18 protein-coding genes are annotated in these 21,201 nt (G+C 43.7%); 17 read left to right on the top strand and 1 reads right to left on the bottom strand.

From position 1 onward, the window contains the following. The first annotated feature begins 236 nt into the window (after positions 1-236). The 15 genes from DJ568_RS13605 to DJ568_RS13535 all read left to right on the top strand — a co-directional run bounded on the left by DJ568_RS13605 (position 237) and on the right by DJ568_RS13535 (position 17,796). Positions 237-701 (top strand): division/cell wall cluster transcriptional repressor MraZ, encoded by a 465-nt coding sequence (locus tag DJ568_RS13605; protein ID WP_114005833.1) that lies wholly within the window; start codon positions 237-239, stop codon positions 699-701. Continuing rightward, entirely contained in the window at positions 694-1,596 is a 903-nt protein-coding gene (gene rsmH, locus DJ568_RS13600) for a 16S rRNA (cytosine(1402)-N(4))-methyltransferase RsmH (protein WP_114005832.1), read from the top strand. The genes DJ568_RS13605 and rsmH overlap by 8 nt, the downstream gene beginning before the upstream one ends. Next, on the top strand, positions 1,593-2,006 hold the full coding sequence (locus DJ568_RS13595; protein WP_114005831.1) for an FtsL-like putative cell division protein: 414 nt from the start codon (positions 1,593-1,595) through the stop codon (positions 2,004-2,006). The genes rsmH and DJ568_RS13595 overlap by 4 nt, the downstream gene beginning before the upstream one ends. Further along, complete coding sequence (locus DJ568_RS13590; protein WP_114005830.1) at positions 1,996-4,098, top strand: penicillin-binding protein; 2,103 nt, start codon at positions 1,996-1,998, stop codon at positions 4,096-4,098. The genes DJ568_RS13595 and DJ568_RS13590 overlap by 11 nt, the downstream gene beginning before the upstream one ends. Further along, the gene (locus DJ568_RS13585; protein ID WP_114005829.1) at positions 4,095-5,555 is read left to right on the top strand and encodes a UDP-N-acetylmuramoyl-L-alanyl-D-glutamate--2,6-diaminopimelate ligase; all 1,461 of its coding nucleotides are present in this window, start codon (positions 4,095-4,097) and stop codon (positions 5,553-5,555) included. Before DJ568_RS13590 ends, DJ568_RS13585 begins: the two co-directional genes overlap by 4 nt. Continuing rightward, positions 5,555-6,796 carry a phospho-N-acetylmuramoyl-pentapeptide-transferase gene (gene mraY, locus DJ568_RS13580; RefSeq protein WP_114005828.1) on the top strand — a complete coding sequence of 414 codons (1,242 nt, stop codon included), beginning with the start codon at positions 5,555-5,557 and terminating at the stop codon, positions 6,794-6,796. Before DJ568_RS13585 ends, mraY begins: the two co-directional genes overlap by 1 nt. A 39-nt stretch (positions 6,797-6,835) precedes the next feature. After that, entirely contained in the window at positions 6,836-8,230 is a 1,395-nt protein-coding gene (murD, locus tag DJ568_RS13575; RefSeq protein WP_114005827.1) for a UDP-N-acetylmuramoyl-L-alanine--D-glutamate ligase, read from the top strand. A gap of 102 nt (positions 8,231-8,332) precedes the next feature. Next, the gene (locus DJ568_RS13570; RefSeq protein ID WP_114005826.1) at positions 8,333-9,484 is read left to right on the top strand and encodes an FtsW/RodA/SpoVE family cell cycle protein; all 1,152 of its coding nucleotides are present in this window, start codon (positions 8,333-8,335) and stop codon (positions 9,482-9,484) included. 36 nt (positions 9,485-9,520) lie between these two features. After that, positions 9,521-10,624, top strand: a complete 1,104-nt coding sequence (murG, locus tag DJ568_RS13565) for an undecaprenyldiphospho-muramoylpentapeptide beta-N-acetylglucosaminyltransferase (RefSeq protein WP_114005825.1) — start codon at positions 9,521-9,523, stop codon at positions 10,622-10,624. Between the two features lie 115 nt (positions 10,625-10,739). After that, positions 10,740-12,098 (top strand): UDP-N-acetylmuramate--L-alanine ligase, encoded by a 1,359-nt coding sequence (gene murC / locus DJ568_RS13560; RefSeq protein ID WP_114005824.1) that lies wholly within the window; start codon positions 10,740-10,742, stop codon positions 12,096-12,098. Next, positions 12,088-12,984 (top strand): cell division protein FtsQ/DivIB, encoded by an 897-nt coding sequence (locus DJ568_RS13555; RefSeq protein ID WP_114005823.1) that lies wholly within the window; start codon positions 12,088-12,090, stop codon positions 12,982-12,984. Before murC ends, DJ568_RS13555 begins: the two co-directional genes overlap by 11 nt. A 1-nt stretch (position 12,985) precedes the next feature. Further along, a complete protein-coding gene (gene ftsA / locus DJ568_RS13550; RefSeq protein ID WP_114005822.1) occupies positions 12,986-14,332 on the top strand; it encodes a cell division protein FtsA in 1,347 nt (448 codons plus the stop codon). Positions 14,333-14,458: 126 nt separating this feature from the next. Continuing rightward, positions 14,459-16,051: a cell division protein FtsZ gene (gene ftsZ / locus DJ568_RS13545; protein ID WP_114005821.1), complete on the top strand. Its 1,593-nt coding sequence runs from the start codon at positions 14,459-14,461 to the stop codon at positions 16,049-16,051. 112 nt (positions 16,052-16,163) lie between these two features. Then, on the top strand, positions 16,164-17,402 hold the full coding sequence (locus DJ568_RS13540; protein WP_114005820.1) for an aminotransferase class I/II-fold pyridoxal phosphate-dependent enzyme: 1,239 nt from the start codon (positions 16,164-16,166) through the stop codon (positions 17,400-17,402). 214 nt (positions 17,403-17,616) lie between these two features. Then, on the top strand, positions 17,617-17,796 hold the full coding sequence (locus DJ568_RS13535) for a histone H1 (protein WP_114005819.1): 180 nt from the start codon (positions 17,617-17,619) through the stop codon (positions 17,794-17,796). Between the two features lie 67 nt (positions 17,797-17,863). Here DJ568_RS13535 and dapA read toward each other — a convergent pair whose 3' ends face one another. Next, positions 17,864-18,745, bottom strand: a complete 882-nt coding sequence (gene dapA, locus DJ568_RS13530) for a 4-hydroxy-tetrahydrodipicolinate synthase (protein WP_114005818.1) — start codon at positions 18,743-18,745, stop codon at positions 17,864-17,866. Between the two features lie 354 nt (positions 18,746-19,099). On the opposite strand from dapA, the gene atpD reads away from it, so the two are divergent. Continuing rightward, positions 19,100-20,602, top strand: a complete 1,503-nt coding sequence (gene atpD, locus DJ568_RS13525) for a F0F1 ATP synthase subunit beta (RefSeq protein ID WP_114005914.1) — start codon at positions 19,100-19,102, stop codon at positions 20,600-20,602. Positions 20,603-20,722: 120 nt separating this feature from the next. Further along, complete coding sequence (atpC, locus tag DJ568_RS13520) at positions 20,723-20,971, top strand: ATP synthase F1 subunit epsilon (RefSeq protein WP_114005817.1); 249 nt, start codon at positions 20,723-20,725, stop codon at positions 20,969-20,971. Positions 20,972-21,201: the final 230 nt, after the last annotated feature.

Raw genomic sequence — 21,201 nt, 5'->3', positions numbered from 1 at the left:
TTCATTTTTTAACACCTTAAATTTCTGCCTGCCCTCGTAGCGTTTCAGAGTAACACTGATATTTTCCTTCGTCGTCAAAAAACGCCATAACCCACTCAAAAACAGCGTTTTTTCGTCCTCAAAAAGCAAATCGGTCCCGGCCAAAAAAAATGTTGAAAACTTTTGGTGGGTAAAAGTGGTATAAAGTGGTAAAAGTAATTTACTTTTACGTTACAAAGATTACCGGAAGTCCGAAAATGTCACAATTAATAGGAGAATATGTATGTAAACTGGATACCAAAGGCCGCCTGCTGGTGCCCTCTGACCTGGTGCAGCAGCTTCCTGGTGTGAAGGATGACGGACTTATCGCACTATGCGGTTTTGAAAAACAATTAAACATATATCCTAAGGCTGAGTGGGACAAAAAAGTTAAAAAACTTAGCAAACTTAGTGAATACGACGAGAAAAGCCGCACATTCCTGCGGCTATTAACACGCGGCGCCACTCCCCTGAAACTGGATGGTGCGGGCCGCGTCCTTTTCCCCAAACAACTATTGGAGTATGCGGGCATTACTAACGAAATGACCCTTACCTGCCTGTTCACCCGTATTGAGGCCTGGAACACTACCACCTACAATAAAATGATGAACGAAACGCCAACAAACATGGCCGACCTGGCGCAGCAACTGTCGCATATCATTGAAGGAGGTGACGATGAGTAACTACCATACGCCTGTAATGCTTCATGAATGTATCAACGCGCTGGACATTGATCCGGCCGGCACTTATGTTGATGTAACTTTTGGCGGCGGCGGACACTCACGCGAAATATTAAAACACTTGGGCAAAAACGGCCGCCTGCTGGCGTTTGACCAGGATGCCGATGCGCAGCAAAATATACCTGACGATGAACGTTTCATCTTCGTGGATCAAAATTTCCGTTACCTGAAAAACTTTTGCCGCTTGCATAATGCCTTACCAGTAAACGGAATATTGGCCGATTTGGGAGTATCATCATACCAGTTTGACCAGGCCGAGCGCGGTTTCAGTATAAGGTTTGATGCCGAACTGGATATGCGTATGAACCAGAATGGCGATCTGAGCGCAAAGGATGTAGTAAATAATTATACCGAATCCGAGTTACATCGAATTTTCGGCATTTATGGCGAGATACAAAATGCAAAGTCGCTTGCCAAAACAATTGTTACAGCCAGGCTTAATACGCCCTTAGCAACTGTTGCCGATCTGAAAAATGCTATCGTTAACTTAATTCCTAAAGGGAAAGAAAACAAATACCTGGCGCAGGTATTCCAGGCGCTTCGCATCGAAGTAAACCAGGAACTGGAAGCGCTTAAGGATTTTTTGATACAATCTGCCGATGTGCTGGCCACGGGCGGGCGTTTAGTGGTAATGTCATACCACTCACTTGAAGACCGGCTGGTAAAAAACTTCATCGCGAAAGGCAAATTCAGCGGTGAAGTGGAGAAAGATTTTTACGGTAATGACCAAAAGCCGCTTGATGCTGTGAGCCGCGGTGCGATAACAGCAACAAATGAAGAGATAAACGAAAATAACCGCGCACGAAGTGCGAAACTTAGAATAGCTGTAAAAAAATGACGAACCGTTTACGTACAGAAATTCAGGAAGAGGAAGCTGAAAAAGAGCTTATAGTTGAGGAAAAGCCACGCGTGAGGGAAATTCCTGACAACTTTATAACCCAGTTTTTTAGCAAGGGGTTTGTAACTACCGAAGAAGCCACCAACGCACTCCCTTTTGTGTTATATGTTGCCTTTTTATGCATGCTATACATTGCAAACCGGCACATGGCCGAAAAAAACCTGCGTGAAATTGATAAAGTAAGCAAGGAAGTGAAAGAACTTACGTGGGACTTTAAATCAGCCAAGGCCGAACTGGCCTATAAAAGCACTATATCTGAAGTAGCCAAACGCACTGATACGCTGGGTATACACCAGCCGGTTGCGCCGCCCCTAAAAATAACAGTTAAGGAGGTTAACAATGGGAATTAGGACTAACATATTGCTTAGGGTTTACCTTGCATTCGGGTTGATCCTGCTGTTTGCTGCCGCCGTTGTGGTACAGCTTTGCCGCGTGCAGTTTGTGCAAGGCAAAAAGTGGCGCTCCATGGCCGACAGCCTATCTATGCGTTATATGGATGTAGAGGCAGGGCGTGGCAACATTTTTTCTGTTGACGGCAGCCTGCTGGCTACCTCGGTACCGGAGTATGAACTGCGGGTTGATATGATGGCCGGCGGCATAGAAGACGACCATATTTTTTACGAAAAAGTTGACTCACTGGCCAACCAGCTTTCGGGTTTTTTTGGTGATAAGTCGGCCCGGCAGTACTCACGCATTTTGCGTGAAGAGCGAAAAGAGAAATCGCGCTACTTTTTGTTAAAACGTAAAGTAACCTACCAGCAGCTTAAAAAAGTACGCAAGTTTGCCATATTTAACCTTGGAAAGTATAAAGGTGGTTTAATAGCCGTGCAAAAAAACAAACGCATTATGCCTTTCCAATCGCTGGCGGCACGTACTATAGGTTATAAAAACGAAAATGTACAAAACCCTGTAGGTCTTGAGGGCGCCTACGCCAGCTATATAAACGGAGAAACCGGCCGACGCCTGATGCACCGTATAGCAGGTGGCACCTGGATGCCCGTGAGTGACGAGTACGATGTAGCACCCAAAGAAGGCGCAGATATTATTTCGACCATTGATATTAATTTTCAGGCACTTGCCCAAGGCGCGCTTGAAAAACAACTGATAAAAAGCAATGCCGACCATGGCGCGGTAATACTTATGGAGGTTGCTACCGGCGAGGTACGCGCGGTTGCAAACTTCAGCAAGGTAGAAGAAGGCGTATATAAAGAGAAATTTAACTACGCTATTGCAGGCAACCAGGATCCCGGCTCAACTTTTAAAGTAGCCTCGTATATGGCGCTGCTAGAGGATAACAAGGTGGATACCAACACCATGGTAAATACGGGCAACTATCCAATTCCGGGTCACATTATTAAGGACAGCCACGGCAGCATTGGTCGGGTATCGGTAAAAAAAGCATTCCAGGAATCATCAAACGCGGCTATAGCCTACCTGGTGAATACCAATTACCGTGAAAATCAAAAACAATTTACCGATCACTTATACAGGTGGCATTTAAACGAAAAACTGGGTTTGCAAATTCCGGGCGAGGCGCAGCCGGTGGTTAAAAACCCCAACAACCGCAGTTGGAACAAAAACATGACTTTGCCACAAATGGCATATGGATATGAAATGCAGCTTACCCCGTTAAAAATGCTGTCGTTTTACAATGCTATAGCAAATAACGGCAAATACGTATCGCCCATTTTTGTTCGTGAGATACGCAGGCTGGGCAACACAGTAGAACGTTTTCAGGCCCGTGTTATCAACCCTAAGATGTGCTCAGATGTAACACTGAAGAAAATGCAGGAGATGCTGGAAGGGGTGGTAAGCGAAGGTACGGGTAAAAACATCATTTACAATCCGCTATACCGCATTGCCGGTAAAACAGGCACCGCACAGGTAGCAGATGCTAACAGGGGTTATAAGGCTAACAAGCAATACCAGGCATCTTTTTGTGGTTACTTTCCGGCAGATAAACCCAAGTACTCACTCATAGTAGTGATAAACGACCCCAAAAATGGCTATTACGGTGCATTGGTAGCGGGCCCGGTATTCAGGGAAATTGCCGATAAGGTTTACTCCAGTGATATGAAGATAAACCAGGAACAGCCCGTTACCCACCTGGTGGGCAACACTACCCTGCCAAGTGTAAAACAGGGCAATTTAAGAGCACTGAAACATGTGTACAAAAAACTCGGTGTTAAACCGCTATATGCATCAAATACAGCTATTGACCATGGCGTAGATACCAGCAGCGGTATAGCTTTTGAAGATACTAAGTACAAAAAGGGCGCGGTGCCGTCGGTAATAGGCATGGGCCTTAGCGATGCCTTATTTGCTATGGGTAATTCCGGCTACAAAGTTGCTGTAAGAGGCAGCGGCATAGTAAAAAATCAATCGGTAACGGGCGGAAGCGTAATCCCTAAAGGCTCAAAAATTATTTTACAACTGCAATGAGATACTTAAGCGATATAATTGAGGGGTTGGCCTTTACCGAGTTGCAGGGAAGTGCTGATGTGGAAATCACAGCAGTAGTTTTTGACTCGCGTAAGGCAATACCGGGCTCGTTGTTTGTGGCCGTAAAAGGCACACAGGTTGACGGGCATGATTATATCCAACAGGCTATTCAACAAGGCGCTTCTGCCATCATTTGCGAAGAATTACCCGGGCATGTTACCGGCGAATTTGATGTACTGATGGTAGCAGACTCGGCTATAGCCCTGGGCATTGCGGCTGCTAATTTTTACGGCAACCCTTCAGCAAAACTTAAACTGGTTGGCGTGACCGGGACCAACGGCAAAACCACTGTTGCCACGCTACTTTACCAGTTATTCAGGGATATGGGATACAAGTGCGGCTTATTATCCACCGTTGATAATCAAATAAACGGCAGGATAATACCATCAACCCATACCACGCCTGATCCAGTAGCGCTGAATGAACTGTTAAATGATATGGTTAACCAGGGCTGCGACTACTGCTTTATGGAGGTTAGCTCACATGCCATTTCGCAACAACGCGTAAAAAGCCTGCAATTTTCAGGCGGCATATTTACCAATCTCACGCATGACCACTTAGATTATCATAAAACCTTTGATGTTTACCGCGACGCTAAAAAGGCCTTTTTTGATGCGCTGCCGGTAAGTGCATTTGCACTTACAAACATTGATGACAGGAACGGCAATGTAATGCTTCAAAACACCAGGGCACATAAAAAGTCGTACGGGCTAAAAAGCATGGCCGATTATCGTGCAAGGATCTTGGAAAACCAGTTTAGCGGCTTATTGCTCAATATAGATAATGAGGAGGTTTGGTTTAGGATGGTGGGCTCATTTAATGCCTATAACCTGCTTGCCGTGTACGCGGCAGCTATGCTGCTTGACCAGGATAAGGCCAAAGTACTTACCAGCCTGAGTAAACTTACCGGCGCCGAAGGGCGATTCGCTTACATCCATGCCCCAAATAAAGTAATAGGAATAGTGGATTACGCGCATACGCCCGATGCCGTGCAAAACGTATTGAGCACAATACATAACATACGTAAAGGCAATGAGAAAGTAATTACCGTAATAGGCTGCGGCGGCGACAGGGACAAAACCAAGCGCCCGGCTATGGCTAAGGTAGCCTGTGAGTGGAGCGACAAAGTGATATTAACCTCAGATAATCCGCGCAGCGAAGACCCTGCAAAAATTATTGAGGATATGAAAGACGGTGTTGATGCCGCGTTCAAGAGAAACGTTTTAAGCATCACCGATCGCCGCGAGGCCATTAAAACCGCTTGCCACTTAGCGCAGCCGGGCGATATTATATTGCTTGCCGGCAAAGGACATGAAAAATACCAGGAGATAAACGGCGTAAAAAGCCATTTTGACGACATGGAAGAGTTGCTTGAACAGTTTAAACAAATAAGCTAATGTTATACTACTTATTTGAGTATTTAGACAAAAATTACCACATACCCGGTGCCGGCGTGTTTCAATACATTACGTTCAGGATGGCGATGTCGGTAATTACGTCGCTTATTATAACCACTGTTTATGGCCGCCGGCTTATCGACTTTTTGCGCTATAAACAAGTGGGCGAAACTGTACGCAACTTAGGGCTTGAAGGACAGATGCAAAAATCGGGCACGCCAACAATGGGGGGTCTGATCATTATTACCGGCATTGTGGTTCCTACTATGTTATTTGCCAAGCTCGAGAACATCTATATTATAATGATGCTGGTAACTACTATCTGGCTGGGCGGCATTGGTTTTCTGGATGATTATATTAAAGTATTTAAAAAGAACAAAGAAGGGCTGGCAGGCAAGTTTAAAATTACCGGCCAGGTAACTTTAGCCCTGTTTATTGGCTGGACGATGTATTTTAATGATAACATTATTATCCGCCAGGAGGTAAAGCTACCGGTAATATATGATGTACCGGTAAAGTTTCATATGCGCGACAATGTGCCAGTTTATACCCAGGACATTAAATCAACCATAACAACTTTACCATTTTACAAAAACAATGAGTTTGATTACAGTAAAGTACTAAAATTTACAGGCGAAGGCTACCAGCAGTATGCTTTGGTAGTTTTCCTGCTTTTTGTAATCCTGATAATTACCGCGGTATCAAACGGCGCCAATATAACTGATGGCATTGACGGTTTGGCAACAGGTACATCTGCCATTATCGGGGTTACCCTGGCTATCCTCGCCTACGTATCAGGTAACACACTTATTGCGGACTACCTTAATATAATGTACATACCCAACTCAGGCGAACTTGTAATTTTTGCCGGTGCTTTTGTAGGTGCCTGCGTTGGTTTTTTGTGGTACAACTCTTACCCGGCACAGGTGTTCATGGGTGATACCGGAAGCCTGGCTATAGGCGGCATTATTGCCGTTTTTGCTATAATGATACGTAAGGAACTTATGTTACCGGTACTGTGCGGCGTGTTTTTGATGGAAAACATGTCGGTTATTATGCAGGTGTCGTACTTTAAGTATACCAAAAGAAGATTTGGTGAAGGCCGCAGGATATTCCTGATGTCGCCTTTACATCACCACTATCAAAAAAAAGGCTACCACGAGGCAAAGATTGTAACACGATTTTGGATCATTTGTATTATGCTGGCCATCATATCAGTAATAACATTAAAGTTGAGATAAGATAAGCCCCCTTAATGGGTAACAGACAAAATATAAATAATGAATACCAACAAAAACATACAGACTGATCACGCCCCAACCCTTCCGGGTAACGGCCGGCGTATGAGGTTTGTTGTACTTGGCGCCGGTGAAAGTGGTGCGGGTACGGCATACCTTGCGCAGCAGCAGGGGTATGATGTTTTTGTATCGGATTCAGGGGAAATAGCTGATAAGTATAAACAACTGCTGCAAAGCTGGAATATCCGCTATGAGGAAAAACAACATAGTGAAGACGAGATTTTAAAGGCGGCAGAAGTGGTAAAAAGTCCGGGGATACCTGGCAAGGCACCTATTATAAGAAAGATAAAAGATGCCGGAATACCGGTTATATCCGAAATTGAATTTGCTGGCCGTTATACTACTGCTAAAATGATATGTATAACAGGATCAAACGGCAAAACTACCACCAGCAGCCTTACTTATCACCTGTTGAAAAACGCGGGACTGAATGTGGGCCTTGCCGGTAATATAGGTAATAGCTTTGCCTATCAGGTAGCAACACAGCAATTTGAGTACTATGTACTGGAATTAAGCAGTTATATGCTTGATGACATGTACGCTTTTAAGGCAGATATAGCTGTGCTGTTAAATATTACACCTGACCATTTAGACCGTTACGAATACAAATTTGAAAACTACGCGGCATCGAAATTCAGGATAACTCAAAATCAAACCGCGGCAGACTATTTTATTTACTGTGCAGACGATGAAGAGATAACCAAAGGGATGCAGGAACGTGCTGTTGCGGCACAAACCCTTCCGTTCTCGATAAAAAAAAAACTACAGCCGGGAGCATATCTCGAAAACGACAATATTGTCATCATAACCAATCAAGTACATTTTACAATGTCAATTACTGAATTAGCCCTGCAGGGAAAGCACAACATTTATAACTCAATGGCTTCTGGCATAGTAGCCAGGGTATTGGAGTTACGTGAGGGATCGATAAAGGAGAGCATGGGCAACTTTAAAAACATTGAGCACCGGCTTGAATTTGTTGCACGCATATCAGGCATTAATTTTATTAACGACTCAAAAGCCACCAACGTTAACTCAACCTGGTACGCTTTGGAGAGTATGACCAGCGATGTTGTACTGATACTTGGGGGTGTTGACAAAGGCAACGATTATAGTATGCTAAAGGAACTGGTTAAGCACAAAGTTAAAGCTATCGTGTGCCTTGGCCGGGATAACAAGCGCATACACGACGCTTTTGAAGATGATGTGGAGATAATAGTAAACACCTTTTCGGCACAGGAGGCGGCACAAGTTGCCTTTCACCTTGCAGCTAAAGGCGATACGGTATTGCTTTCACCGGCTTGTGCAAGCTTTGATCTGTTTAAAAATTACGAAGACCGCGGCAACCAGTTTAAAGACGCAGTAAAGGAGCTGTAGTAAAAGTCCACAGACCATGGTCCATAGACGAAAAATCGATGACTTATATAATAATAGGGCAAATAAATCACAACAATTAAATCGGAACAATTAAATCGGAACATGAACGCGATACTTAGTAACACCAAAGGCGACCGCTGGATATGGCTTATAGTCATAGTGCTGTCTGTTATTTCGTTACTGGCAGTGTACTCTTCAACCGGTACTATTGCCTACAAACACGGCACAGGAGCTGAATCATATTTGATAAAGCACCTGGCTATGGTTGTTGCGGGTATCGCGCTAATGTACATCTCACACAAGTTGGATTACCGCTATTACTCGGGTATTTCAAAGTTGTTGATGATAGTGACTATCCCCCTATTGTTGTATACGCTATTGTTTGGTAATAACCTGAATGATGCAAGTCGCTGGATAGCCATCCCCGGCACTGGTTTAACTTTTCAAACCTCGGATTTGGCTAAACTGGCTTTAATTACCTATCTGGCCCGCACCCTTTCGCGCAAACAGGAAAATATTAAGGACGTTAAAAATTCATTTATACCTATAATGGGCTCGGTATGCGCCGTATTTATCTTAATTGCGCTGGCTAATCTTTCTACCGCACTGATGTTATTTGGTGTAAGTATTTTACTATTAATAATAGGGCGTATAAGTATTAAGCAAATTGCGGTGGTTTGCCTTGGCTGTGGTATCCTGCTGGCAGGCGTAATGCTGCTTGGCCCCCGCCGTGCCACATACTACTCGCGTATTGAGGCTTTCATGCACCCGGAAAAAGCTGATCCGGATAAGTCGTTTCAGAGTGATCATGCCAAAATTGCGATAGCAAGCGGTGGGGTTTTAGGGAAAGGCCCGGGCAACAGCACCGAGCGTAACTACCTGCCACACCCTTATTCAGATTTCATTTACGCAACGATAATTGAAGAGTATGGCCTGGTGGGCGGTGTAACATTGGTAGGGATCTATCTTTTTTTACTTTACCGATGCATCAAAATAGTAACCAAAGCGCCAAAAGCCTTCGGTGCGCTATTGGCGGCAGGCCTTAGTTTTAGTTTAACTATACAGGCATTTGCTAATATGGCAGTAGCGGTGGGCCTGGGTCCGGTAACGGGTGTGCCCCTACCCTTTGTAAGCATGGGCGGCACATCACTATTGTTTACCAGTGTGGCGTTTGGGATCATCCTATCTGTAAGCAGGGACATTGAGGAGCCCAAAAAAGTAGTTATTGGCGAAATAAGGGAAGTAGCCGCATAAAACCGGGTTAAGAAATAGTATTTATAGATAACAGCAATGGCAAAAAGAATAATTATAAGCGGCGGCGGTACAGGAGGACACATCTTCCCCGCTATTGCTATAGCCAATGCGTTAAAAAAAATAGACCCGGCTACCGAGATATTGTTTGTTGGCGCAAACGGACGCATGGAAATGGAAAAAGTTCCGGCAGCAGGCTACCGTATAAAAGGCCTCAATATCCAGGGCTTACAACGCGGCTCCATTTTAAAAAACCTGATGTTCCCTGTTAAGCTATTAAGCAGTGTGCGTGCAGCGCTAAAAATTATAAAAGATTTTAAGCCGGATGCAGCTGTCGGCGTGGGTGGTTATGCCTCGGGCCCTTTGTTATATGCGGCATCACTAAAAGGCATACCGACTTTGATTCAAGAACAAAACTCCTATGCTGGTATAACTAACAAGTGGCTGGGTAAAAAGGCAAAAAAGATATGCGTGGCGTTTGACGGGATGGAAAAATTTTTCCCGGCAGAACGGATTATTAAAACTGGAAATCCTATCCGTAAGGAGTCAGTAGCGATAGCGGGCAAACATATACAGGCGCTGGAGCTATTTAACCTTTCGCCGCATAAAAAAACCGTATTGATATTAGGCGGAAGCCTTGGTGCACGCACGTTGAACACGAGCATACAGGCCGGGCTTGAAAAATTTGTGGCCAATGATGTGCAGGTAATTTGGCAAACCGGCAAGTACTATTACAACGGGATAATTGAGCAAGTGGGGCTTGACTATCATCCTAACATTAAAATAAAAGAATTTTTAAACCGCATGGACCTGGCCTATGCGGCTGCCGACGTTATTATATCACGTGCGGGCGCCGGCACCATTGCTGAGCTGTGTGTAGTAAAAAAACCGGTTATCCTGGTGCCTTCGCCTAATGTGGCTGAAGATCACCAAACCAAAAACGCCCTGGCGCTGGTACAGGAAAACGCGGCAAAATTTGTGGCGGACAGGGATGCCGCAACCAAACTGGTTGACAAAACACTTGAGTTATTAAACGATAAAGACAAACAAAAGATATTAAGCAACAACATTAGTAAGCTGGCTATGCCTGATGCTGATGAGGTTATTGCTAAAGAAGTTACCCAAATAACAATTAACAATTAATCTTAGGCCCCCTTCCCAAAAGGGGGGCCTTTTAAAGTTTTGGTTGTGGGCAACCTCGCTGATTAAATATAGTACCGATGTAACCGGTAAGTTCGGAAACATCAAAAGATAAAGGATGGAGCTAAATAACATACAACGCGTTTACCTGGTAGGGATAGGTGGCATAGGCATGAGCGGCCTTGCCCGTTATTTCCACAAACTGGGTTGTGTTGTTTGCGGTTATGATAAAACGCAAACCGATTTAACGAGCGATTTGCTCAATGAGGGTATGTGCATTGTATTTGATGACACTGAAGCTAATATACCCATGAGCTTCACCACGCCCGACGAGGATACGTTAATTATTTACACTCCTGCTATACCTAAAGATTCTAAAATATTAAACTTTTTTATTCGCAAAGGATTCCGGTTGCATAAACGTTCGCAGGTGTTAGGCATTATCAGCCAGAGCATGTATGCAGTAGCGGTGGCCGGCACACATGGTAAAACCACAACATCATGCCTCATCACGCATATCTTAAAAGACTCGGGTAAAGATTGCTCGGCATTTTTAGGCGGTATCTCCACAAATTACGGCACCAACGTACTGATAGGCAACAACAACATTGTAGTTGTAGAAGCTGATGAATATGATCGCTCGTTCCTGACATTGCATCCCGATATCGCGGTTATTACTTCGATGGATGCCGATCATCTTGATATATATGGCGACCATTCGCATTTAACTGAATCTTTTAACCTGTTTGCGGGCCAGATAAAACCGGGCGGAGTGCTTATTCGCAAGCAGGGCCTGCCGCTGAATGGGGGACACACCTATGGCGTAAATACCGAGGCAGGTTCGGCAGCCAAAAATGTACGGATAGATAACGGCAACTATTATTTTGATTTCAGTAACGGACAAGTAACCATCAGTGACATTTTGCTCGGAATAGCGGGAATGCATAATGTAGAAAATGCGGTAGCCGCTATTGAAGTATCCTTGCGCCTCGGCGTAAATCCTGATGACATAAAAAGCGCCCTCGGTTCATTTGCCGGTGTAAAACGACGCTTTGAATATATCGTAAAAAATGAGAAGCACGTTTTTATTGACGACTACGCTCATCATCCCGAAGAGTTACGGGCGACTATTTCATCAGTAAAAAAGCTGTATCCTGACAAAAAGCTTACCACTATATTTCAGCCGCATCTGTTTACACGTACCCGCGACTTTGCAGATGGCTTTGCCGAGGTACTTGATATGAGCGATGAACTGCTGATGCTTGACATATATCCTGCCCGCGAGTTGCCTATACAAGGCGTGGATGCCGAGCTGGTACTCAGCAAGATGAAAATGTGGAATAAACGTAAATGTGGAAAAGAAGAAGCTATTGACATTGTAGAATCTGAGAAACCTGAATTACTTTTAACTGTAGGTGCAGGAGATATAGATCAGTTGGTTCAACCTTTAAAAAAAGTATTAGAAAATGTCTCGTAAAAGCGTGTGGGGCGGCATATTTAGGGTTTTTGCCTGGGTTATTTGCCTGGGTGGACTCATTGCGCTCATGAGTTTTATAGAGATAAAAAAAGCCGGAGTGGTTTGCACCGGCGTAAAGGTGTACATACCCGGTAATCAATATTTTATTGATCAGCAGGAAGTAGATAATATTTTGCAGATGAGCAGCCATACATTGGTAGGACGCAAACTGGAAAATATTAACATTCATGAGCTTGAAAACAAATTAAAGGCAAACCCCTTTGTAGAGTTTGCCAAAGTTTATATTGAAATGAATGGGCTTATAAAAGTTGAGATAAGCCAGCGCGTGCCCATATTAAGAGTAATGAACCGTTTTGACCAGGACTTTTATGTTGATCAGCACGGGCTCAAAATCCCGCTTTCAAACAATTTTACCGCGAGGGTACTGGCCGCCAATGGTTACATTGATGAACTTTTTGCAAATCGTGTAGATACGCTGCACACTAAATTGGCGCTGTCGCTATACAAAACTGCCGACTTTATCCGCAAAGACTCGTTATGGGATGCGCAAGTGGCTCAAATTTATGTCAACAAAAATCACGAGATAGAGTTAATACCCCGGGTGGGCAGTCAGCGCATATTGTTAGGCAATTCAGACTCGCTGGAGGTGAAATTTGGTAACCTGCTGGCATTTTATAAACAGGCCCTGCCTAAAGTTGGCTGGAACACTTATAAAATGATCAATATAAAATTCACCAATCAGGTTATTGGGGTAAAGGGCGACAGTACACTGCGTATAGCAACGGTGAAAGCAGATACAGCAAAAACCAAAACGATTACATCTATTATAGATTCGACAATAATATCAGCAATAAAGAACGACTCATCTCAAATAAAACAACACTAAAATGGACAAAGGTTTATCTCAGGAAAAAAGTTCGCCGATCGTAGTGGGATTGGATATTGGAACTACGAAAATATGCGCCATTGTTGGCCGCCGCAGCAAAAACGGTAAAATTGAGGTATTAGGTATTGGTAAAGCCGAGTCGGCAGGTGTTACCCGCGGTATGGTATCCAATATTGATAAAACCGTGCAGGGCATAACCCAGGCAGTTGATGTGGCCGGCACGCAGTCAAACGTTGAAATACGCGTGGTAAATGTTGGCATTGCTGGTCAGCATATTAAAAGCCTGCAGCACCGGGGACTGATAACACGACGCGACCTGCAAACCGAAATATCACGCAAGGATATTGATAAGCTTATAGAGGATATGTACAACCTGGTAATGCCTCCGGGTGAGGAGATCATCCATGTGCTGCCACAGGAGTTTACGGTTGATAATGAACCCGGCGTTAAAGACCCGATTGGTATGGCTGGTGTACGGCTCGAAGCCAACTTCCATATTATATCTGGCCAGGTTACCGCCATTAAAAACATTGTTAAATGCGTAAATAAAGCACAGCTTGAAAGCCAGGAACTTATACTTGAGCCGCTTGCTTCGTCAGAGTCGGTTTTGAGCGACGAAGAAAAAGAGGCAGGTGTTGTATTGGTTGACATTGGCGGTGGCACAACTGACGTGGCTATATTCCAGGAGGGCATTATTAGGCATACAGCCGTTATTCCATTTGGCGGCAATAGCATTACCGAAGACATACGCGAAGGCTGCTCTGTGATGCGTAACATTGCCGAACAGCTTAAGGTACGCTTTGGTTCGGCATTGGCTGATGAGAATAAAGAGAACGAAATAGTGTGCGTACCAGGTTTGCGCGGTCGCGAACCGAAAGAGATATCCGTTAAAAACCTGGCTTATGTAATACAAGCCCGCATGGAAGAGATTGTTGAGCATGTATACTATGAGATAAAATCATCGGGCTATGAGAAAAAACTTATAGCAGGCATAGTAATAACCGGCGGCGGCGCGCAATTAAAACATTTACCGCAATTGGTTGAGTATGTTACCGGGCTTGATTGCCGTGTGGGTTATCCTAATGAGCATCTTGCTAAAAACGAAGTACTGCCTAAAGGTATTTACGAGGAGCTGCAAAGCCCCACATTTGCTACAGGTATAGGCCTTTTGATAAAGGGCATACAAAAAATGGAATACAACAACGTATCCATCCCGGCTACAGCTGAAACCAAACCTGAGAAAACAAAATTTGCCGAAGAAAAAAAGTTTGGCTTGTTAACTAAAATATTAGAGAGCGGTAAAAAGTTTATAAAAGACGATATAACTGACGAGGACTTTTTGAAGTAATTATTCACAAATTACAACTTTTCCACAATGTTGACAATTGTGGAAAAACATTGTTGAAAATGCGCTAATATTACGTTAGAGAATTGTAACTGATCGTCAAATCATATTACACTGAAAACAAAGGATATGCAGTTTGAGATGTTAAAAGAAAAATCGTCCATCATTAAAGTAATTGGTGTTGGCGGTGGTGGTGGCAACGCGGTGAACCACATGTACAGGCAAGGCATCACCGGTGTCGACTTTATAATTTGCAACACCGATGCACAGGCGTTGGAGTTAAGCCCTATACCTAACAAAGTTCAGTTAGGTGCCAGTTTAACTGAAGGTATGGGCGCTGGTTCAATACCTGAAGTTGGCAAAAACTCTGCTATCGAAAATATTGACGATATTAAACAAATGCTTGGCCCAAACACCAAGATGCTGTTTATAACGGCGGGTATGGGCGGCGGCACGGGCACTGGCGCAAGCCCTATTATAGCTAAAGCCGCACGCGAGCTTGATATACTGACCGTAGGCATTATTACCACTCCCTTCTCCTTCGAAGGCAAGCGCCGTAAAATGCAGGCCGAGGAAGGTTTGGAGGAATTGAAAAAATATGTGGACTCATACCTGGTGATATCTAACGACAGGTTACGCCAGATATTCGGCAACCTCACCATGAGTTCGGCATTTGCGCAGGCTGATAATATTTTAACTACAGCTGCAAAAGGTATAGCCGAAATTATCACGCTGCCCGGTTATATCAATGTGGACTTTAAAGATGTGCGCACTGTTATGAAAGACAGCGGCGTATCCATAATGGGAAGCTCATCTGCCGAAGGCGAAAACCGTGCGTTAAAAGCAGTTGAAGGTGCGCTGGCATCGCCACTGCTAAAAGATAATGAAATAGAAGGTGCACGTTACATCTTGCTTAACATCAGCTCTGGCGACAAAGAAGTTACCATGGACGAAGTAAGCATTATTACTGATTACATACAGGAAGAAGCCGGACTGGCAGCCGACCTGATATGGGGTAATTGCAGCGACGAGAACCTGGGCGATAAATTATCAGTAACAATTATAGCTACCGGTTTCCAAACCAAAGACGAGCGCGAGAAGGAAAACAGCAGTAAAAAGATAGTATCTATGCTGATACCTGAAAACGAACCTGTTGCAAAACCGGTAAACGAATTTATAACCCCGGTTAAAGCAACGGATGTTGCGGTGCCTTATATGAAGGAAAAGGAAGAGCCTAAACAGACAGGATTGTTTGACCTTTTCGCGCGTTCCGCGTCTGACGAGCCGCAGGGTGTGGTAAAATACAATCTTACGCCTGAAGAGCCTGAGCAGGTTGCTGATACAGAGGCTGACGAAGCAGGCTTTACTTTCAAGCTATCTGAAGAAACTCAATTTAACCAGGTGGCCATCGAGCCAGAGCCAGAGCCGGAACCGGAACCAGTTGTTGGTGCTGACGACCACAAAACTGAAGCATCAATGGAGGAGCAGTTACGCATTTCGCGTGAGCGCATCATGCGCTTGAAAGACCTCAGCATGAAGATGCGCTCAGGCAACTTGCAGGAAATGGAAAATGTACCTGCCTACAAACGCAAGGAAATTGCTTTACAGCAAACACCGGCATCTGACGAAAGCCAGGTGTCACGCTTTTCTCTTTTACCTGATGATGAAGGAAAAACCGAGATAAGGAATAACAATTCCTTTTTGCACGATAATGTAGATTGATCGACACAAAACAATACTAAAAAGCCTTTGTAATTACAAAGGCTTTTTCATTTACCATTCATGATGAAACAGTTATATTTGCAAAATTTTTAATACTATTTATATAATTACTTTGGATCTGTTTGATAAAATAAATAAAAATATGGGCGGCCCTATCGGGCAGCATCAAAAATGGTCGCACGGCTACTTTTCCTTTCCAAAACTGGAAGGCGAGATAGCGTCGCACATGCAGTTTAACGGTAAAGAACATATTGTTTGGAGCCTGAACAACTACCTTGGTCTGGCCAATCACCCTGAAGTAAGGGAAGCTGATGCAAAAGCTGCAGCGGATTATGGTATGGCCTACCCTATGGGCGCAAGGATGATGTCGGGCAATACGCGCCAGCACGAAGAGCTGGAGAATGAACTGGCCGAATTTGTAGGCAAGGAATCGGCCTTTTTGCTAAACTATGGTTACCAGGGCATGGTATCCATAATTGATACACTGGTTGATCGTAACGATGTGATTGTGTATGATGCCGAATCGCACGCATGTATTATAGACGGTGTACGGCTGCATATGGGCAAAAGGTTTGTTTACCAGCACAACGACATGGAGAGTTGCGAGAAACAACTGGAACGCGCCACTAAACTGGTTGAGCAAACCGGCGGAGCTATACTGGTAATTACCGAAGGCGTTTTTGGGATGACTGGTGCACAGGGAAAGCTGAAAGAGATAGTTAAGCTGAAAGAAAAATTCACATTTCGCCTGTTGGTTGACGACGCGCACGGGTTAGGAACCATGGGCAAAACCGGCGCCGGCACGCATGAAGAGCAGGACTGCATTGATGGGGTAGACGTTTATTTTGGCACCTTCGCAAAATCAATGGCGGGCATTGGCGCTTTTGTAGCATCTGATAAAACGATTATAGACTTTATGCGCTACAATATGCGTTCACAAACGTTTGCTAAAGCACTGCCTATGCCAATGGTTGTAGGGCTGCGTAAACGTTTTGAATTATTAAAATCGAAGCCGGAATTGCGTGAAAAGCTTTGGGACGTAGCGCTTACATTGCAAAAAGGTTTAAAAGAGCGCGGATTTGACATTGGTAATACCAACACCATGGTTACCCCAGTGTTTTTAAAAGGCGACCTGTTTGAGGCTACCGCGCTTACGCGCGACCTGAGAGAAAACTACGGAATATTTTGTTCGATAGTGATATATCCGGTTATACCAAAAGGACTGATCGTACTACGTTTGATACCCACCGCCACGCACAGCATGGAAGACGTGCAACGTACATTGGATGCCTATAGCGAAATGGCCGAAAAACTTAAATCAGGCGCTTACAAGGAAAGGGAAGTTGCCTGAAATAAAGCTAAAAATCAGCGCAACTTACATAGCGGCAATTCCGTAATAGATTAAAAAGTTGCTTATTATGCCTAAATGGCTGAAAATGTGGAAAAAAACCTTGGGTAAAGGGCTTTTTTTATAGTCTGGATATTGCTTTTAATTAAAAACAATTTTAGATTAGCTTTCAGTAAAACAATTAAACTCAATTATTTAAAACAAGGAGTAACCTAAAATGAAAAAATTTAATGAAGTTAAGGAGCTTGTTGCATCGTTAGAAGCGGATGCCGACAAATTCTACAGTAAAGGCAACAGTGCCGCTGGAACACGTTTACGTAAAGGTTTACAAGATCTTAAAAATTTAGCACAAACCATTCGCCTGGAAGTACAGGATACGAAGAACAAAGGTGCTTAACTGAAAGACATTTAACAACTGACCTCAAAAAAGTTATCAGAAACCGGATTATACTAATCCGGTTTTTTTATGCTTGTATCTTTTGTAGTTCAGCAGAGATAAGGGCGGCAGTACTACTGCTTACCTGCACTAGCGGCAAACGTACACTATCACCGCAGATGCCTAACTGTTTTAACGCTGTTTTAACACCTGCCGGATTACCCTCTGCAAACATCAGGCGCGTAAAATTAATCAGGTTAAAATGTCCTTTTTGCGCTGCTTTAAAATCACCCTGTAAGCAAAGGCGTATCATATCTGAGAATTGCCGGGGCAGTGCGTTCCCGATAACAGATATAACACCTGCCGCGCCCAATGCAATCATGGGGAAGGTAATAGGATCATCGCCGGAAATAAGCAGGAAATTTTCGGGCTTATCCCGCAATATCTGGTTTATCTGATCAAAATTCCCGGAAGCTTCTTTAACACCGATAATGTTTTTAAAATCATCCGCTAGTCTTAATGTAGTTTCGGCGCTAACGTTACTTGCCGTACGGCCCGGTACGTTATACAATATCAATGGCAACCTGGCTACCTTAGCAATTGCCGCGTAGTGCTGGTAAATCCCCTCCTGGGTAGGCTTATTGTAATATGGGCTGGCAGATAAGATGGCGTCGTAGCCATCAGCGTTAAAGTTCTCTACCTGGTCAACTATATCATAGGTGTTATTACCGCCTATACCGGCAACCAGCGGCACACGGCCATCGGTTACTTCGGCAACTAACTTAAATATCTTTTTCTTCTCTTCCCTGCTTAAGGTGGCGCTTTCGCCGGTAGTACCTAATACAACAAGGTATTCTACTCCCCCATTTATCAGATGCTCCACCAGTACCTTTAAACCGTCGTAATCAACCTGTCCATCCACATGAAACGGAGTGACCATAGCAACCCCTGTTCCGAAAAATTTATTCATGATATATTTAAAAGCTGCTAAGATAATAAAATAGTGAATGCTGAGCAGTTTAGTAGTGTATTTTTTGCGTTCGGCATATGCGTATACTTCATAATTAATAGTTCATTGTTTATAGCCATAACGCCTGATATTATTGGACGATGCCCTGTCAATAACTTAGCATGCCATGTAACATGAACCATTAACTGTGAAACATTCTTTATCAGCAACATAGCTAAACAAAAAAACCTGATAAAAATGTTATTAACACTATATAAATATTTGGTTATAAATCATAACTTTGCGCCTCAAAATGGTGTAGCTTTATTGCAAACCGTTTGTAGCAATAAAAAATTAAATTATCAAGGTTATAGTATGCCAAACATTGGAAAAATATCACGGATCATCGGTCCGGTAGTTGACGTAAGCTTTAATGAGGGTCATCTTCCTAAAATTTACAGTGCGTTAGAAATTACTAAAGAAAACGGTCAGAAGATCATTCTTGAAGTTCAGCAGCACTTAGGCGAAGACCGTGTACGTACCGTAGCGATGGACTCATCTGACGGTTTGTTACGCGGCATGCCGGTTACAGACTTAGGCGCCCCTATCAAAATGCCGATAGGTGAAGGCATCAAAGGTCGTGTATTCAATGTGGTGGGTGATGCTATCGACGGTATCGCTAACCTTGATAAATCTAACGGTCGCCCTATCCACAATACCCCTCCGAAATTTGAAAATCTTTCTACCGAAACTGAAGTACTTTTTACAGGTATCAAAGTTATCGACCTTTTAGAGCCTTATGCTAAAGGTGGTAAAATTGGTTTGTTCGGCGGTGCGGGTGTAGGTAAAACCGTATTGATACAGGAATTAATTAACAATATCGCAAAAGCATATTCAGGTTTATCAGTATTTGCCGGTGTAGGTGAGCGTACACGTGAAGGAAATGATCTTTTGCGTGAGATGCTTGAATCAGGCATTATCAAATACGGTGATGCATTTATGCACTCGATGGAAGAAGGTGGCTGGGATTTGAGCAAAGTGGATACTGAAGCGCTTAAAGACTCAAAAGCAACCTTTGTGTTCGGGCAGATGAACGAGCCTCCGGGTGCGCGTGCACGTGTGGCCCTTTCGGGCTTAACTATCGCTGAGTATTTCCGCGATGGCGGCGAGGATGGCAAAGGCCGTGATATATTATTCTTCATTGACAACATATTCCGTTTCACCCAGGCAGGTTCTGAAGTATCGGCACTGTTGGGGCGTATGCCGTCAGCGGTAGGTTACCAGCCAACACTGGCAACAGAGATGGGTGTGATGCAGGAACGTATCACTTCAACCAAAAATGGCTCTATTACATCAGTACAAGCGGTATATGTACCTGCGGATGACTTGACCGACCCTGCGCCCGCCACTACTTTCGCCCACCTTGATGCTACTACAGTACTTTCACGTAAAATTGCCGAGCTTGGTATATATCCTGCTGTGGATCCCCTGGATTCAACATCACGTATATTAAGCGCAGCTGTTTTAGGCGATGAGCACTACAACACAGCGCAACGTGTTAAAGAAACGTTACAGCGTTACAAAGAACTACAAGATATCATAGCCATATTAGGTATGGATGAGTTATCTGAAGAGGATAAATTAGTTGTATCACGCGCCCGTCGTGTACAGCGTTTCCTTTCACAACCATTCTTCGTAGCTGAGCAATTCACCGGTTTACAAGGTGTACTTGTTGATATCAAAGATACCATCAAAGGCTTCAACATGATTATGGACGGCGAAGTTGACGAATATCCGGAAGCAGCCTTTAACCTGGTTGGTACTATTGAAGACGCTATTGAAAAAGGTAAAAAACTGTTAGCGGAAGCTAATGCTTAAATAAGTTGTAAGTTATGAGTTGTGGGTTGTAAGCCTATAACTCGTAACACAACTGAATATACGAGTTATAATTGTAAGACGCCACCTGCAGCTTACAACACACAACTTACAACACAACAAATGACTTTAGAAATTCTTACACCTGATAAAAAAGTTTATGAAGGCGAGGCAACCTCGGTTACTCTGCCGGGCACATTGGGCTTTTTTGAGATATTAAATAACCACGCGCCTATTATTTCAACGCTGCAGGATGGTAAACTTACCATACGCGGCGGTGCTGCTAAAGAAGAAACCTTTTTTATTAAAGGCGGCGTAGTTGAGGCATCAAATAACAAGGTTACTGTTTTGGCCGAAGGTATCTCAAACTAATACAGTTAAGAAGCTATTTTATGGCGTCCCGGTAAATTACCGGGACGCTTTTTTTTGACTACTTTTTTTGCCTACTCAAACATTTTACGCAGAAAAACCAGCCTGGTACTATGCGTGCATAGAATTGAAACTGAATACCGATTTGAACTTTGGTATACAGCAGTAAAGTTTTAATTTTATATTTACTCAACTTTATAGAACTATATATCGATTTATTTCAATTTAATAGA

Origin of the sequence: Mucilaginibacter hurinus (assembly GCF_003324525.1) — a bacterium.
In the GTDB taxonomy this organism is placed as follows: Bacteria; Bacteroidota; Bacteroidia; order Sphingobacteriales; family Sphingobacteriaceae; genus Mucilaginibacter; species Mucilaginibacter hurinus.
Note: the sequence above shows the minus strand (reverse complement) of the source record. Positions and strands in the feature narration are given on the sequence as shown.

What these genes read in the sequence shown, in the direction of transcription:
- DJ568_RS13605 (WP_114005833.1), top strand. Translation starts at nt 237, where the DNA reads ATGTCACAATTAATAGGAGAATATGTATGTAAACTGGATACCAAAGGC.
- rsmH (WP_114005832.1), top strand. Translation starts at nt 694, where the DNA reads ATGAGTAACTACCATACGCCTGTAATGCTTCATGAATGTATCAACGCG.
- DJ568_RS13595 (WP_114005831.1), top strand. Translation starts at nt 1,593, where the DNA reads ATGACGAACCGTTTACGTACAGAAATTCAGGAAGAGGAAGCTGAAAAA.
- DJ568_RS13590 (WP_114005830.1), top strand. Translation starts at nt 1,996, where the DNA reads ATGGGAATTAGGACTAACATATTGCTTAGGGTTTACCTTGCATTCGGG.
- DJ568_RS13585 (WP_114005829.1), top strand. Translation starts at nt 4,095, where the DNA reads ATGAGATACTTAAGCGATATAATTGAGGGGTTGGCCTTTACCGAGTTG.
- mraY (WP_114005828.1), top strand. Translation starts at nt 5,555, where the DNA reads ATGTTATACTACTTATTTGAGTATTTAGACAAAAATTACCACATACCC.
- murD (WP_114005827.1), top strand. Translation starts at nt 6,836, where the DNA reads ATGAATACCAACAAAAACATACAGACTGATCACGCCCCAACCCTTCCG.
- DJ568_RS13570 (WP_114005826.1), top strand. Translation starts at nt 8,333, where the DNA reads ATGAACGCGATACTTAGTAACACCAAAGGCGACCGCTGGATATGGCTT.
- murG (WP_114005825.1), top strand. Translation starts at nt 9,521, where the DNA reads ATGGCAAAAAGAATAATTATAAGCGGCGGCGGTACAGGAGGACACATC.
- murC (WP_114005824.1), top strand. Translation starts at nt 10,740, where the DNA reads ATGGAGCTAAATAACATACAACGCGTTTACCTGGTAGGGATAGGTGGC.
- DJ568_RS13555 (WP_114005823.1), top strand. Translation starts at nt 12,088, where the DNA reads ATGTCTCGTAAAAGCGTGTGGGGCGGCATATTTAGGGTTTTTGCCTGG.
- ftsA (WP_114005822.1), top strand. Translation starts at nt 12,986, where the DNA reads ATGGACAAAGGTTTATCTCAGGAAAAAAGTTCGCCGATCGTAGTGGGA.
- ftsZ (WP_114005821.1), top strand. Translation starts at nt 14,459, where the DNA reads ATGCAGTTTGAGATGTTAAAAGAAAAATCGTCCATCATTAAAGTAATT.
- DJ568_RS13535 (WP_114005819.1), top strand. Translation starts at nt 17,617, where the DNA reads ATGAAAAAATTTAATGAAGTTAAGGAGCTTGTTGCATCGTTAGAAGCG.
- dapA (WP_114005818.1), bottom strand. Translation starts at nt 18,745, where the DNA reads ATGAATAAATTTTTCGGAACAGGGGTTGCTATGGTCACTCCGTTTCAT.
- atpD (WP_114005914.1), top strand. Translation starts at nt 19,100, where the DNA reads ATGCCAAACATTGGAAAAATATCACGGATCATCGGTCCGGTAGTTGAC.
- atpC (WP_114005817.1), top strand. Translation starts at nt 20,723, where the DNA reads ATGACTTTAGAAATTCTTACACCTGATAAAAAAGTTTATGAAGGCGAG.